Source organism: Buttiauxella agrestis ATCC 33320, from assembly GCF_000735355.1.
Classification (GTDB): Bacteria; Pseudomonadota; Gammaproteobacteria; order Enterobacterales; family Enterobacteriaceae; genus Buttiauxella; species Buttiauxella agrestis.
Genome location: NZ_JMPI01000011.1, coordinates 29,790 through 44,595 on the forward strand (window position 1 = coordinate 29,790; position 14,806 = coordinate 44,595).

17 protein-coding genes are annotated in these 14,806 nt (G+C 53.0%); 12 read left to right on the plus strand and 5 right to left on the minus strand.

Annotation, left to right across the window (positions count from 1 at the left end; translation table 11 throughout):
• Positions 1-78: 78 nt before the first annotated feature.
• A complete protein-coding gene (fbp, locus tag GBAG_RS01785) occupies positions 79-1,077 on the minus strand; it encodes a class 1 fructose-bisphosphatase (RefSeq protein ID WP_034492895.1) in 999 nt (332 codons plus the stop codon).
• Between the two features lie 175 nt (positions 1,078-1,252).
• Between fbp and mpl the strand changes: the two genes are divergently transcribed.
• Entirely contained in the window at positions 1,253-2,623 is a 1,371-nt protein-coding gene (gene mpl, locus GBAG_RS01790) for a UDP-N-acetylmuramate:L-alanyl-gamma-D-glutamyl-meso-diaminopimelate ligase (protein ID WP_034492897.1), read from the plus strand.
• A 65-nt stretch (positions 2,624-2,688) separates the two neighbouring features.
• Here mpl and yjgA read toward each other — a convergent pair whose 3' ends face one another.
• Complete coding sequence (gene yjgA / locus GBAG_RS01795; RefSeq protein WP_034492900.1) at positions 2,689-3,240, minus strand: ribosome biogenesis factor YjgA; 552 nt, start codon at positions 3,238-3,240, stop codon at positions 2,689-2,691.
• Positions 3,241-3,339: 99 nt separating this feature from the next.
• On the opposite strand from yjgA, the gene pmbA reads away from it, so the two are divergent.
• From pmbA to GBAG_RS01810, 3 genes are all read left to right on the plus strand, one after another.
• Entirely contained in the window at positions 3,340-4,692 is a 1,353-nt protein-coding gene (gene pmbA, locus GBAG_RS01800; protein ID WP_034492904.1) for a metalloprotease PmbA, read from the plus strand.
• Positions 4,693-4,744: 52 nt separating this feature from the next.
• The gene (cybC, locus tag GBAG_RS01805) at positions 4,745-5,131 is read left to right on the plus strand and encodes a cytochrome b562 (protein ID WP_034492906.1); all 387 of its coding nucleotides are present in this window, start codon (positions 4,745-4,747) and stop codon (positions 5,129-5,131) included.
• Between the two features lie 63 nt (positions 5,132-5,194).
• The gene (locus GBAG_RS01810) at positions 5,195-5,779 is read left to right on the plus strand and encodes a hypothetical protein (RefSeq protein ID WP_034492909.1); all 585 of its coding nucleotides are present in this window, start codon (positions 5,195-5,197) and stop codon (positions 5,777-5,779) included.
• A gap of 58 nt (positions 5,780-5,837) precedes the next feature.
• Here GBAG_RS01810 and GBAG_RS21935 read toward each other — a convergent pair whose 3' ends face one another.
• Together GBAG_RS21935 and GBAG_RS01815 are read right to left on the minus strand one after the other, a co-directional pair.
• Complete coding sequence (locus GBAG_RS21935) at positions 5,838-6,143, minus strand: type II toxin-antitoxin system RelE/ParE family toxin (protein ID WP_072011128.1); 306 nt, start codon at positions 6,141-6,143, stop codon at positions 5,838-5,840.
• Complete coding sequence (locus GBAG_RS01815) at positions 6,085-6,402, minus strand: type II toxin-antitoxin system RelB/DinJ family antitoxin (RefSeq protein WP_051873616.1); 318 nt, start codon at positions 6,400-6,402, stop codon at positions 6,085-6,087. The genes GBAG_RS21935 and GBAG_RS01815 overlap by 59 nt, the downstream gene beginning before the upstream one ends.
• A 358-nt stretch (positions 6,403-6,760) precedes the next feature.
• Here GBAG_RS01815 and mdcA point away from each other — a divergent pair, with 358 nt between their 5' ends.
• The 8 genes from mdcA (at position 6,761) to mdcH (ending at position 13,860) form a co-directional block, all read left to right on the plus strand.
• Positions 6,761-8,416: a malonate decarboxylase subunit alpha gene (gene mdcA, locus GBAG_RS01820; RefSeq protein ID WP_034492912.1), complete on the plus strand. Its 1,656-nt coding sequence runs from the start codon at positions 6,761-6,763 to the stop codon at positions 8,414-8,416.
• Positions 8,416-9,300 (plus strand): triphosphoribosyl-dephospho-CoA synthase, encoded by an 885-nt coding sequence (locus GBAG_RS01825; protein WP_034492915.1) that lies wholly within the window; start codon positions 8,416-8,418, stop codon positions 9,298-9,300. Before mdcA ends, GBAG_RS01825 begins: the two co-directional genes overlap by 1 nt.
• A 9-nt stretch (positions 9,301-9,309) precedes the next feature.
• A complete protein-coding gene (mdcC, locus tag GBAG_RS01830; protein WP_034492917.1) occupies positions 9,310-9,609 on the plus strand; it encodes a malonate decarboxylase acyl carrier protein in 300 nt (99 codons plus the stop codon).
• On the plus strand, positions 9,602-10,435 hold the full coding sequence (locus GBAG_RS01835) for a biotin-independent malonate decarboxylase subunit beta (protein WP_034492919.1): 834 nt from the start codon (positions 9,602-9,604) through the stop codon (positions 10,433-10,435). Before mdcC ends, GBAG_RS01835 begins: the two co-directional genes overlap by 8 nt.
• The gene (gene mdcE / locus GBAG_RS01840) at positions 10,432-11,232 is read left to right on the plus strand and encodes a biotin-independent malonate decarboxylase subunit gamma (RefSeq protein WP_034492922.1); all 801 of its coding nucleotides are present in this window, start codon (positions 10,432-10,434) and stop codon (positions 11,230-11,232) included. Before GBAG_RS01835 ends, mdcE begins: the two co-directional genes overlap by 4 nt.
• 139 nt (positions 11,233-11,371) lie before the next feature.
• Positions 11,372-12,331, plus strand: a complete 960-nt coding sequence (locus tag GBAG_RS01845; protein WP_034492924.1) for an AEC family transporter — start codon at positions 11,372-11,374, stop codon at positions 12,329-12,331.
• The gene (locus tag GBAG_RS01850) at positions 12,332-12,949 is read left to right on the plus strand and encodes a malonate decarboxylase holo-ACP synthase (protein ID WP_246864849.1); all 618 of its coding nucleotides are present in this window, start codon (positions 12,332-12,334) and stop codon (positions 12,947-12,949) included.
• A gap of 2 nt (positions 12,950-12,951) precedes the next feature.
• Positions 12,952-13,860, plus strand: coding sequence for a malonate decarboxylase subunit epsilon (gene mdcH, locus GBAG_RS01855; RefSeq protein WP_034492930.1), 909 nt, complete (start codon positions 12,952-12,954; stop codon positions 13,858-13,860).
• Here mdcH and GBAG_RS01860 read toward each other — a convergent pair.
• Complete coding sequence (locus tag GBAG_RS01860) at positions 13,844-14,782, minus strand: LysR family transcriptional regulator (RefSeq protein ID WP_034492933.1); 939 nt, start codon at positions 14,780-14,782, stop codon at positions 13,844-13,846. The two genes, mdcH and GBAG_RS01860, sit on opposite strands and share 17 nt — an antisense overlap.
• Between the last annotated feature and the right edge of the window lie 24 nt (positions 14,783-14,806).

A 14,806-nucleotide genomic window follows, 5' to 3' on the forward strand; every position in this document is an offset into this window, starting at 1 on the left:
CCCCGGGAGAGGGGATTGCTCGGTATTCTCCCTCTCCTGGGGGGAGAGGGCCGGGGTGAGGGGGTAAATTAAAACGAATTAAGCGTCCGGGTACTCACGAATAAAACGTTCTACATCATCAACCATGTGTTCGTTGCCCACGAAGAACGGGCGGCGCTGATGTAGGGTTTCCGGGATGATATCCAGAATACGTTCTTTACCGTCGCTGGCTTTGCCGCCGGCTTGTTCCGCAAGGAACGCCATTGGGTTGCCTTCATACAGCAAACGCAGTTTCCCTTGCGGGTGGCTGGCGGTGCTTGGGTAGAGATAAATACCGCCTTTCAGCAGGTTACGGTGGAAATCTGCCACCAGCGAACCGATGTAGCGTGAGGTGTACGGGCGCTGAGTATTTGAATCTTCTTCCTGGCAGAACTTAATGTACTTTTTCACACCCTGTGGGAAACGGATGTAGTTCCCTTCGTTGATGGAATAGGTGCTGCCAATTTCCGGGAAGCGCATGCGCTCCTGGCACAGGCAGAAAACGCCAAGGGAAGGGTCGTAGGTGAAGGCGTGAACGCCACAACCGGTGGTGTAAACCAGCATGGTTGAGGAACCGTAAACCACATAACCGGCGGCGACCTGGCGGTTGCCTGGCTGAAGGAAGTCAGCTTCAGTGACAGGAGTACCGACTGGCGTAATACGGCGATAGATAGAGAAAATTGTTCCTACTGACACGTTCACATCGATGTTTGATGAGCCGTCGAGCGGGTCCATCAATACAACATACTTGGCATGTTCCGCGCCTTCGAAAACAACGATGTCATCTTCTTCTTCGGAAGCCACACCTGCCACAATCCCTCGGGCTTTCAATGCGGCTTTCAGTTTTTCGTTCGCGAACAGGTCGAGTTTTTGCTGCACTTCGCCCTGAACGTTTTCAGCTCCGCTGGCACCCAGAATATCAACCAGACCCGCTTTGTTGATGTCGCGGTGGATGATCTTTGCGCCGAGCTTTATCGCCGACAGCAAGGCAGTCAGTTCACCGGTTGCGTGGGAGAACTCGTGCTGCTTTTCGACAATAAATTCACCTAACGTTTTCATAACACTTTCCCTGCATCAGTCAGTTAAATAAAACGATTGCAACAATCCTAACAAAGATTCAAATAGTAGCGTACAGGTGAATCGCGCCAGCAAAATACGGAATTAACTTAAATGCGATTTGCCACCACCTCACATACGGTTAGAATGTGCGCCAAATAATGAAAGGATGGTTTTTATGCGCATTCATATTTTGGGTATTTGCGGCACGTTTATGGGCGGCCTGGCTATGCTGGCACGTTCACTCGGCCATGAGGTGACTGGCTCGGACGCCAACGTCTACCCACCAATGAGCACTTTGCTTGAAGTGCAAGGTATTGAATTAATTCAGGGCTATGATCCGAGCCAGCTCGAACCACAACCGGACCTGGTTATTATCGGTAACGCGATGACGCGTGGAAATCCATGTGTTGAAACCGTTCTCGAGAAAAGCATTCCTTATATGTCTGGCCCGCAATGGCTACATGATTTCGTACTGCGTGACCGTTGGGTGATTGCCGTTGCTGGAACGCACGGTAAAACTACTACTGCGGGTATGGCGACATGGATTCTGGAAGCCTGTGGCTACAAACCTGGCTTTGTGATTGGCGGCGTACCGGGGAACTTCGATGTTTCTGCACGTCTGGGCGATAGCCCGTTCTTCGTGATTGAAGCCGATGAATACGATTGTGCGTTCTTCGACAAGCGTTCCAAATTCGTGCATTACTGCCCGCGCACATTGATCCTCAATAACCTTGAGTTCGACCATGCGGACATTTTTGACGACCTGAAAGCGATTCAGAAACAGTTCCACCATCTGGTGCGTATCGTGCCGGGTCAGGGGAAAATCATCTGGCCTGAAAGCGATACCAACATTAAGCAAACGCTGGCGATGGGTTGCTGGAGTGAGCAAGAGCTGGTGGGCGAACAAGGTCACTGGCAGGCGAAGAAACTGAATCCGGACGCGTCCAACTGGGAAGTGTATCTGGATGGCGAACGTGTCGGCGAAGTGCACTGGCAGTTGGTGGGCGAACATAACATGCATAATGGTTTGATGGCGATTGCCGCCGCGCGCCATGTGGGTGTGACGCCAGCAGACGCGGCTAAAGCGTTGGATAGTTTTGTGAATGCGCGTCGTCGCCTTGAATTGCGTGGCGAAGAAAATGGCGTGACGGTGTATGACGATTTTGCGCATCACCCGACGGCGATTCTGGCAACTCTTGCGGCATTACGCGGCAAAGTGGGCGGCACGGCGCGTATTCTGGCGGTGCTTGAGCCTCGTTCCAACACCATGAAAATGGGCCTGAGCAAAGATGACCTCGCGCCATCGTTAGGCCGTGCAGACGAAGTGTTCTTACTCCAGCCGCCACATATTCCGTGGCAAGTGGTGGAAGTCGCAGAAGCCTGTATTCAGCCTGCGCACTGGAGTGCAGATGTCGATACGCTGGTGGATATGGTGGTGAAAACTGCCCAGCCAGGCGACCACATTCTGGTGATGAGCAACGGTGGTTTCGGCGGGATTCATCAGAAATTGCTGGATGCGCTGGCGAAGAAAGCTGAAAAACAGTAATAAAAAAACCCGCAAATGCGGGTTTTTTTTATGGGTGGCAAAATTCATTCAGCCACTTTAGTTTCTTAGCCCTGGCTTTCGGCCAGTTCGCGCAGATAAGAGAAAATCTGGCGGTAAGATTTTGGCGGCTTATTGGCTGCCTTTTCTTTTTGAGCGTTACGGATCAGTACGCGCAGTTGCTGACGGTCAGCTTCAGGGTAAAGTCTTAACACTTCGGTCATCGCATCATCACCTTCTTCAACCAGGCGGTCACGCAATGCTTCCAGTTTATGGAACAGCGCAACTTGCTGGTTGTGACGGTTTTTCAGCTTGTCCAGCGCCACACGGATCGGGTCCATATCGCGCGAACGCATCATTTTGCCAATCAACTGAACCTGGCGGCGACGGCCTTCTTTTTTGATTTTCTGAGCAAGATCAATCGCGGCACGCAAATCTTCATCCAGAGGGATTTTGTCGAGCGCGTTCTTGCCCAACTCCATCAGCTCCATACCGAGGCGTTTTAATTCCTCGGCATCACGCTTAATTTCGCTTTTACTGACCCAGATAATCTCATCATCTTCGTCTTCATTTTCGTCATCTGGGACGTCGTCGAGCCAGTCATCGGGCTGCTTAGTCATATTAGGCTCCTTAAAAAAAGTGGCTAATTCTACCAGTAAAGCCTGTTCACTGCGAAATTGTTCTGTTCTGGGTTAGACTTAATTCACTCACCTTACATTATGGCAGTAGCGATGAAAGTAAACACGCAAGTAGCACAACAACGTCAGGTTCTGGAACAAGCGGTATCTCAGGCGCTGGAATTGGCTTCCGCTCAGTCCGACGGCGCAGAAGTCGCCGTCAGTAAAACCACTGGTATCAGCGTAAGCACCCGATACGGTGAGGTGGAAAACGTCGAATTCAACAGTGATGGTGCGCTTGGCATCACCGTTTATCATCAAAACCGTAAAGGCAGCGCGTCCACAACCGATCTTAGCCCGGATGCCGTAGCGCGTACCGTGCAGGCAGCACTGGATATCGCCCGTTATACTTCCCCGGACGAATTCGCCGGTGTGGCAGAAAAAGAGTTACTGGCTTTCGAAGCGCCAGATCTGGACTTGTTCCACCCGACCGAAATGGACGCCGACCGCGCTATTGAACTGGCAGCGCGTGCGGAAAACGCCTCGCTGAACGTCGATAAGCGCATCAACAACACCGAAGGCGGCAGCTTTAACAGCCACTACGGCATCAAAGTTTTCGGCAATAGCCACGGCATGCTGCAAAGCTATTGCTCCACGCGCCATTCGCTTTCTAGCTGTGTTATCGCAGAAGTTAACGGTGAGATGGAGCGTGATTACGCCTATACCATTGGTCGTGCGATGGAAGACCTCGACAGCCCGGAATCTGTTGGTGCTGAGTGCGCACGCCGCACGTTGGCGCGCCTTTCTCCGCGTAAGCTTTCCACCATGAAAGCACCAGTTATCTTTGCCGCCGAAGCCGCAACTGGCCTGTTCGGGCATTTAGTGGGCGCGATTGCGGGTGGCTCGGTTTACCGTAAATCGACCTTCCTGCTGGATTATTTAGGCAAACAAGTTTTGCCGGAATGGCTGACCATTGAAGAGCATCCGCATTTGCTTAAAGGGCTGGCTTCCACGCCGTTCGATAGCGAAGGTGTACGCACAGAACGCCGGGATATCATCAAAGACGGCATCCTGCAACAGTGGCTGCTGACCAACTATTCTGCACGCAAACTGGGACTGAAAAGCACCGGCCATGCGGGCGGCATCCATAACTGGCGCATTGAAGGGCGCGGCCTGGATTTCGACGGTATGCTGAAAGAAATGGGCACCGGGCTGGTCGTGACTGAGCTGATGGGCCAGGGCGTGAGTGGCATTACCGGCGACTATTCTCGTGGTGCGTCTGGTTTCTGGGTCGAGAACGGCGAGATTCAATATCCGGTGAGCGAAATCACTATTGCCGGAAATCTTAAAGATATGTGGCGAGAAATTGTTACAGTAGGTAGCGATATTGAGAAGCGCAGTAATATTCAATGTGGTTCAGTGCTGTTGCCGGAGATGAAAATCGCCGGCCAATAGAAACCGTAAGAGGCGCGTCCTGCCGCGCCTTTCTAATAAAAAAGGTGAGTCAATGCGTAAGCAATTAATTGCAATGTTGGCAGTATCGTCCGTGTTATTTACTGGCGCTGTAATGGCGAAAGATGTTGGCGATGATATGGATACCATCGCTGAAAACTACAAAACCGTGTTGAAAACCGATAACGCGGCGGAGTTAAAAACCTCGCTTAACAATATGCGCGCGGCAGCATTAGACGCGCAAAAAGGCACCCCACCTAAACTTGAAAACAAAGCCTCAGACAGCGCGGAGATGAAAGATTATCGCCACGGCCTGGATCTGCTGGTCGGCCAAATTGACGGCGCGCTGAAACTGGCAAACGAAGGCAAAGTTAAGGAAGCGCAGGCGGCTGCCGAAGAATTTAAAACCACTCGCAATGCCTACCATAAGAAATACCGCTAAGCTCATACTGGCCCTGCCCACAGGGCCAAAAATATTCGCTTATCTTATAAGGACATCTGATTTATGAAACCGATTCAAACCTTTATCAAAGGTGCTGCTACTGTTTCGCTGCTGGCTTTCAGTGTTTTTTCCGCTAATGCTACAGTCCTGCCGGTTGCGGGCGATTTCCAGGCCGACCATTTCTCCGCGAAAATTGTATCAGTCGATCAAAAAAATCATGTTGTGGTGCTTGAGGGTGAGCAAGGGAACAAAGTTTCCCTTAATGTTCCTGAAGAAGCCGGTACGTTGGCCAATTTGAAAGCGGGCGACACCGTTGATACCACCGTGACGCGTTCCGTTGCTATCGCTTTTGATACCAACGTTGATAAAGCCGCACCTACGGCTTCAACCACCAAAGGTATGGAAAAAGCGACCAGTGGTTCACCTGAGCACGAAGCCTTCCGCCAGGTTAACGTTCAGCTGAAAATTAAACACATCGATCTGAAAAAGAATGAAATCACCTTCGTAGGACCAAAAGGTCAGGAAAAAACGGTAACCGTTGAAGACCCTAAAGTTCAGGCGAAATTGAAAGATCTGAAAGTGAACCAAAGCGTGCGCGTGACTTATACCGATTCAATTAAAATCACCGCTCGCCCAGCTAAATCCTAATAGCTGTGTGCTAAACCCCTCTTTCTGTTTGTGGGAAGGGGGGAACAATAATAACCATTCATTCAAACAGCTCGGCATGAGTGCCTAAATCTGAAAAGACAATAGTTCTTGTAGTTTCATCTACGTAATACACCAGTAAATAATCCCCCCCAATATGTAGTTCTCTGTACCCGCCATATTCCCCCGTTAACGCGTGGTCGAGGTAATAAGCCGGTAAAGGATTACGTGAGGCGATAAGCCACATTGCGACGGAAACCGTGTTCATGTCATGGCGACCAGCTTTGTTGTAACGCTCCCAGGCTTTACTAAATGATTTTGTGTGTTTTGTCTGAAACGGCAGCTTTGCTCGATTGTTGTTCGCCATTATTGAGGACATCCATTTGCTCGTTTATATCGGAAAATCCACTTTTTCCGCTTTGAAGGATCTCTTGCGTTTCACGCATTGCCTGGATCAAACGAGGGCTGGGTTTGCGATTAATATCGAATGGTAGACCTTCATTAATCACCACTTGCTCGACAAAAAGCCTCAGCGCGGTGCTCATTGTCAGTCCACAGCTTTCGAGGATTTCAGTCGCTTTTTGTTTTGTCTGGCTGTCGATACGAGTACGAATTACAGAGTCCATAGTTTACCCCTTTGTCTGTGAGGCTCCATTGTAGCTACAGTTGTGTTTTTTTCAACCACAACAAAGCTAGCGCGACAGACAACACATCTCGTCCCTCTCACGGATTCTACGAGTTTCTGGCCGCTTACAAAGCGGCAAAGTAGTGAATTGCGGCATGTCTCGTAATTATGATTTTTGTTGGTCAGCTAGCCCACATTCCCTTTCCCCGCCTTCCACCTTCGTCACAAAACAGAATATCCATTATTACTCTAAGGCTAATGATTGACCCCTGAGCTTAATTGATGGTCGAACCAGTGAGGCGCACAATTTAACCAGACTAAAGCAAATCAAAATGATTGGCTGAATCAGGAGGTTAAATATGTTGTCCGGGCAAACCCCAGCACGAGTCTGGAACACACGCCGCACTGAGAAGCAGCGTCGTATGGCTACCACCAACGTGCAGGGCAAGGTGCTTCCAACCGAAGGCCTTGTCGATATGCTGGAAAAACTGATCGCTCCAGGCGATCGTGTGGTGCTTGAAGGGAACAACCAAAAACAGGCGGATTTCCTTTCCCGCATGTTGGCCGAAGTAAACCCATCAAAAGTTCACAACCTGCATATGATTATGCCGAGCGTCGGGCGCAGCGAACACCTTGATATTTTTGAAAAAGGTATTGCTCGCAAGCTCGATTTCTCCTTCTCTGGCACCCAGAGCCTGCGTATTTCGCAGCTGCTTGAAGACGGTCAGTTAGAGATTGGCGCCATTCATACTTATATCGAACTCTATTCCCGCTTATATGTCGATCTTGCGCCGAACGTCGCGCTGATTGCTGGCTTTAAAGCTGACCGCAAAGGCAACTTGTATACCGGTGCCAGCACCGAAGACACGCCAGCGCTGGTCGAAGCGGCAGCCTTCCACGATGGCATTGTTATCGCCCAGGTTAACGAACTGGTGGACGACGAATGCGATCTGCCGCGTGTGGATATTCCGGGTTCGTGGATTGACTACGTAGTAGTGGCGGACAAACCGTTCTTTATCGAACCGCTGTTTACCCGCGACCCGCGCCTGATTAAGCAAGAGCACATCCTGATGGCGATGATGGCGATTAAAGGCATCTACGCCGAGCACAACGTGCAATCGCTTAACCACGGCATCGGCTTTAACACCGCCGCCATCGAACTGCTGCTGCCAACTTACGGCGAGCAACTCGGCCTGAAAGGCAAAATCTGTAAACACTGGACGCTGAACCCGCACCCAACATTGATTCCTGCTATTGAAAGCGGCTGGGTTGAAACTGTGCACTGCTTCGGCGGTGAGTTGGGAATGGAAGAGTACGTTCGCGCTCGCCCGGATGTGTTCTTTACCGGTGCCGACGGTTCCATGCGCTCCAACCGCGCTTTCTGCCAGTTAGCAGGCCAGTACGCGGTAGATATGTTCATCGGCTCCACGTTGCAGGTTGATGGCTATGCCAACTCCTCAACGGTGACGCGCGGTCGCTTGTCCGGTTTCGGTGGTGCGCCAAACATGGGGCATGACCCACACGGTCGTCGCCATGCAACTGACGCCTGGCTTGCGATGCAGGCCCAGCCAGATCTGATGCAGCGTGGCCGTAAGCTCGTCGTGCAGATGGTTGAAACCTTCCAGGCCGGCGTTAAGCCGACCTTCGTGGAAAAACTCGATGCGGTTGAAGTCGCAAAATCCTCCGGTATGCCACTGGCTCCGGTCATGATTTATGGCGACGACGTCACTCACGTTTTGACCGAAGAAGGTATCGCGTATCTGTATCGCGCTGAAAGCCTTGAAGAACGCCGTGCGATGGTCGCCTCCGTTGCGGGTATCACCGACATCGGCCTGGGCGTTGACGCTAAACGCGTTGCCGCACTGCGCCAGAGTGGCAAAGTGGTCTTCCCGGAAGACATGGGCATTCGTCGCACCGACGCGACCCGTTCCCTGCTGGCAGCCAGCAGCGTGGCGGATTTGGTCGAGTGGTCTGGCGGCCTGTATAACCCACCTGCGAAATTCCGGAGCTGGTAATGAAACTACAGCCACAAATCGGGGCAGAAGGCAGCGCGCAATGGCTTGCACGGGTTGCCACCCAAAGCCTGATTGAAGAAGCACGTTTAAGCCCGAAACCCGGTCTTGTGGACAGCCGGGGAAGCGGCGCACATCACGATCTGAATCTGGATTTGATGGAGCGCTCGGCGCACAGCCTTTCTCCGACGTTTCATGCTCTGGCATTACAAAGCTGGCAGCGCCCGGCAGATATCGCTCTGCGCCAACTCGTTGGCCGTTTAGGTCGTGAAGGCGAGGCGCAGATGATGGCGGCTACAGGCGGAGTGAATACTCACCGGGGCGCTATCTGGGCACTCGGTTTGCTGGTCGCCGCGGCAGCAATGCATGGCTGCGAAGGCAGCAGTTCGCAGATTGCGGCAAGTGCCGCAAAACTTGCCAGCCTGCCGGACAGCTACGCACCCAAAGTTTTCAGTAAGGGGTTACTCGCCACGCGTCGTTATCGCGTTCCCGGTGCTCGCGAAGAAGCACAACTTGGCTTCCCGCACATCATGCGTCTGGCATTGCCGCAACTGCGCCGCAGCCGTTCGAACGGTGCAACGGAGCAGCAGGCTCGCCTTGATGCGCTGATGGCCATCATGACGACGCTTAGCGATACCTGCGTGCTGTCTCGCGCCGGGCTTGAAGGGCTTGAAGCCATGCAAAACGGTGCGCGTAGCGTGCTGGTGGCAGGTGGGACGGCGACGGTTGAGGGCCGAACTGCTCTGGCCTGGCTTGATAAAGAGATGCTCACACTGAATGCGTCTCCGGGCGGAGCCGCAGATTTGCTGGCCGCGACCTTGCTGATTGACCGCATCGCCTGCGATGACGCGACGATTACCCCATTACCGCAACATTCACACTTTTAAGAGGGTGTTATGGAACACATTACGTTGTCATTTCCGGCAACTCGCACCGTTAGCGGCAAAGCGCTGGCGGGTGTAGTTGGCTCCGGTGATATGGAAGTTCTGTTTACCGCGACTCAGGGCGACACCCTGACAATCGCCATCACCACGTCTGTTGATAACAGCGAGCAGCGCTGGCAGGCACTGTTTGAGCGCCTCGGCGCATTGACCAGCATTCCTGCCGGGCAGATGCAAATCCACGATTTTGGCGCAACGCCAGGCGTGGCGCGCATTCGTATCGAACAAGTTTTTGAAGAGGTGAGCCATGCGTAACGACAGCAGCTTTATCGAACTCAAAGCGCGTGAACGTGCTCGCCTGCTGCTGGATGACGGCAGCTTCCGCGAATTACTCGACCCGTTCGAAGGCATTGTTTCACCTTGGCTGGAAGCGCAGGGCATCGTGGTGCAGTCTGACGACGGCATGGTCGTTGCCAAAGGCACCATTAATGGCGGCCCGGCAGTAGTGATTGCGATTGAAGGCGCTTTCCAGGGCGGCAGCATGGGCGAAGTATCCGGCGCGAAAATGGCCGCAGCCCTTGAACTGGCGGCGGAAGATAACCGTAACGGCATCCCAACTCAGGCGGTTTTATGCCTCGAAACCGGCGGCGTGCGCTTACAGGAAGCAAACCTCGGCCTGGCGGCGATTGCTGATATTCACGCCGCCATCGTGGATCTGCGCCGTTATACGCCCGTCATCGGCGTGGTGGCAGGCACCGTGGGTTGTTTCGGTGGGATGTCTATCGCGGCAGCATTATGCAGCCACTTAATTGTGACTCGCGAAGCGCGTCTTGGCCTGAACGGCCCGCAGGTTATCGAGCAGGAAGCGGGGATCGACGAATACGACTCCCGTAACCGTCCGTTCATCTGGAGCATGACCGGCGGCGAAGTTCGCTATGAGAGCGGCCTGGTAGAAACGCTGGTGGGCGATGGCGTTAACGCGGTTAAGCAAGCGGTGAACGACGCTCTCGCAAAAGGGGTTCCGGCACAACATCGCACTGATAATTATGCGTGGTATCTCGAACGCCTGAGCAATTTCGACACCACGAAACAGGCTGATTCCGAACAGATTAAACAGCTTTTTGGGGAGAAACGCTCATGAGCCAGAAACTGAATCGCGCCGCCATTTGGTTGGACAAACTTACCGCTAACGCACCGCATATGGCTGGCCTGTGTGCATCAGTACAAGTGGCTGACGGCACCGTTGATGGCAAAGCCGCCCGTTTTATCGCGGTTGTGCCGGACGAAAATAACCATTACCCGCGTGCTAAAGGCGGCGAAGTGGGCCTGCTCGAAGGCTGGACGCTGGCAAAAGTGGTTAGCGAAACTATCGCTGAAGATGCAGATAGTGCAGAAAAACGCGCCATTGTGGCGGTTATCGACGTACCGAGTCAGGCTTATGGCCGTCGCGAAGAAGCGTTTGGTATCCACCAGGCACTGGCTGGCGCAGCAGCAGCTTATGCGAATGCGCGTCTGGCCGGGCACCCGGTTGTTGGCCTGATTGTGGGCAAAGCGATGTCCGGTGCGTTTTTGGCACATGGCTACCAGGCGAACCGCCTGATCGCGTTCAATGACTCCGGCGTGATGATCCACGCGATGGGTAAAGAGTCCGCAGCACGTATCACGCTGCGTACCGTGGAAGCGCTGGAAAAACTGGCGGCATCCATTCCGCCAATGGCTTATGACATCAGCAACTACGAAACTCTCGGCCTGTTATCTGCGCTGTTAGATATTGCGAGTCCAGAAGCGCCAGAAAGTGCCGATATGGACAAAGTGAATGCCGCGCTGGTCACGGCTGTTCGTGAAGCTCGCACCGATAACACGCTGAAAAACAGACTGAATGCGAAGAATCGCCATAGCTCGGCGTTGGTTCGTGAGCGTATGCGCGCAGTCTGGTAGTCGCGACAGAGTTTAAAAAGACAGACCTGCCAGACGGTAATAATGGGCACCGTTAGAGTGCCCGATAACCATTAACCGTCTGAAAAATAATAATCATCGCACCGGTGCTGGAATTCTTTTTTTAACTACAGGTGAAGTTATGACTTACGTAATTGTTCATGCGCTTGCGCCCATTTTTGTCATCATGCTGCTCGGCTTTTTCGCTGGCAAAGCAAAGATGGTCGATAACAAAAATGTTTCCCTGCTCAATATCTTTGTAATGGATTTCGCCCTGCCAGCCGCGCTGTTTAGCGCAACGGTTCAAACTCCGTGGGCAGGTATCGTCAAGCAGTCACCAATGAGTGTGGTGTTGGTTCTGGCGATGTGGATTACCTACGCTGCGATTTATTTCCTGGCGACCAAAGTATTCAAAAAATCTCCGCAGGATGCGGCTGTACTGACATTGACTGTTGCGTTACCAAACTATGCGGCACTTGGCCTGCCAATTCTGGGCAGCGTTCTGGGCGAAGGTTCTGCGACTTCACTTTCCGTTGCGGTATCTATCGCCTGTGGTTCTGTGTTGATGACACCGTTCTGCCTGATGATTCTGGAACGTGAAAAAGCGCGTGCGGCTGGCGAGTCTGTCGGTTCTACCCTCGCAATGTTGCCTGTTCTGATGTGGCGTTCGCTGAAAAAACCTATCGTCTGGGGCCCGCTACTGGGTGTGATTTTGTCAGCGATCGGCATTCGTATGCCAGACCTGCTGCTGTCGTCAATCAAGCCGCTGGGCATGTCTGCGACCGCTGCGGCACTGTTCCTGACTGGCGTTATCCTGTCTGCCCGTAAGCTGAAAATTAACACCGTAGTGTGCGTGGCGACTGTGACCAAACTGCTGATTCAGCCATTCATCGCCTGGGGTATCGTGCTGGTGCTGGGTCTGACTGGGCCGGTTGCGATTACTGCGATCCTGATGATTGCGCTGTCTGCGGGCTTCTTTGGCGTGGTGTTCGGTAACCGTTTCGGCGTACAGTCGCCGGATGCAGAAGCCGTCTTGCTGCTTAGCTCCGTGCTCTCTATCCTGTCGTTACCGCTGTTTATCTCTCTGACTTCAGGAATGTAAATCATGAACACACCACGCCCACACGACCTACTCTGGCTAACCGATAGCGACGCGCTTGAAGATGTGAGTGAAGAGTGGGTAGCAAGCCAATGGCAGCCCCGGCTTCCAGTGGTGGTGCGGCGTGATGTGAGTCATGATGCGCGCATTCCGGTAGGTGTTCGTGGAATGCGCCGCGACCAGCGGGCGGCCGGCTGGGTAAATGCGGCAAAAGTTAAACGCATCATTTCCCCGGAAGAACTGGCCTCCCGCGATTTATTAGTAAAATCCCCGTTTGTTTCAATGCCGCCTGTTCAGGGCGCAATTCAACTCGCCCTGCGTGAATGGCCATGGAGCTGGGGTATTACCGGAAGCTGCGGCTACGCGCTGGCGACAGAAGTCCCGGTGCTACATGCTGACAGCGATCTCGATTTGCTGATTCGCTGCCCGCAGCGTGTTGAGCGCGAATCTCTGCTCGAATGGCAGGCGGTTATCGGCCAGTTGTTATGCCGAGCCGATACGCAAATTGAAACGCCGCAGGGGGCTTTTGCCCTTGCAGAATGGTTACGTGACGGGCGTGTGTTGCTGAAAACCAACAGCGGGCCAGAAATCGTCACTGACCCGTGGGCATTAAAGGGATAAGTATGAAAATTCTCTTCACTTTTCCCGGACAGGGAACGCAACGTGTCGGTATGTTGCAGGAATTACCGCAAGATAGCGACATTATGGCGCGTGTTCGTGCAGTTTTAGGTGATGAAGCCGAGGCGCTCGATACGATTGATGCGCTGAAACATACCCGTGCTGTTCAACTTTGCCTGTTAATTGCAGGCGTGGCCTGTGCGCAGGAACTTGAGCTCAATGGTGTGGTGCCCGATATGGTGTGTGGTTTGTCCATCGGCGCGTTTCCGGCGGCCGTGGTGGCGGGCGCGTTAAGCTTTGAAGATGCGTTACGTTTAGTGGCTCTGCGCGGTGATTTAATGGAGCAGGCGTATCCGCAAGGTTATGGTTTGACGGCGATTACCGGCTTGCAACTCAGTCAGGTCGAAACACTGGTGGAAGGCAGCGGAACGTATATCGCTAATATCAACGCCGAGCAGCAAATTGTGATTGCCGGGCGTGACGAAGACATGGCGAAAGTGGCCCAGCGTGCGCTGAAATTTGGGGCGCAGAAAGCTAAACAACTGGCGGTTAGCGTGCCATCGCACTGTGAATTACTGGCTGAACCCGCGCTAAAACTACAACAGGCGTTTGCCGATGTGACGCTAACCCGTCCACGCTGTACCTATCTCAGCGGCAGTACCGCTCGCGTGGCCTGGCAGCCGGAGAAAATTGCCGAAGATTTAGCGCTGAATATGTCGCGCACCGTGCGCTGGCGTGATGCGATGATTGCCGCCAACGAACGTGATGTGCGCCTGGCCATCGAAATGCCGCCAGGTAGCGTGCTGACCGGACTCACGCGCCAGGCGTTCCGTGAAGGTGAAATGGTTTGCGCAGAACAAAACAGCGTCGCGCTGATAAAACGCCTCGCCGAGCGCGTTAAAGAGGCGCGTTAGGTGTATCAATAAACGAACGGGCGTACATGCGCCCTTCGGCAGCAAGTGCCAGGAGATTAGGATCGTGTTCGCGGTTGCGGGCAAAGACAATCGCGATAGATTGCTGCATCTGATAAGGGTCGGCAAGTTTCAGCAGTTGTACTGAATTTTCATACACTTTCTTCATGCGCCCCGGCATTAACGCCAGCCCCACACCCGCCTGCACCAGGCTTATCATCGAGAAAATATCGTTCACACGCGTGACAATTTCTGGTTCAAACCCCGCGATATGAAACGCTTCCTGGAAACCGTTGTAGGTCGCAAAGCCTTCGGCTAACGAAACAAACTTCTCGTTATGGTACTCACGAAGATCGGCTAACTTGCTGGTATCAAGCGGAAACGTGCTGGATGCGGCGAGGAAAATGTCATCCTGGAACAAAGGCAACACTTCGAGTCTATTTCTGTCGATTTCGCTTTCAGAAATCGAAATCAGGATCGCATCCAGGACGCCGTCTTCGAGCATGTTGAGCAGCATCTGGTTGGAACCCATGGTGAGGTCCATTTCCAATTCCGGGCGGCGTAATTTCATGCCCATAATCAGGCGTGGCACGGTTTCGAGCGTGAGAGAATACAGCGTGCCGATGCGTAAACGTCCTTGCCCGACACCTGCGGTCTGGCGAGTTTCTGCTATACCACGCACCATCAGTGCCACCGCTTCTTTACTGTGTTCAAGCAGCGTATTTGCCGCAGGCAACGGCACCAGATTGCGGCCTTTATGAATAAACAGCGGGCAGCGAACGCCTTCTTCAAGGGTGTGCAGGGCGCGATGAACGCTCACGCCACTGATGCCCAGAGCCTCTGCAGTTCGGGCAATATTCCCCTTTTCCATAAACACCATGAATATTTCGAGTTTTCGGAAAGTGATTTCTGCGTCTATTTTCATGGATGTCCTAAATGTTTCATCCCT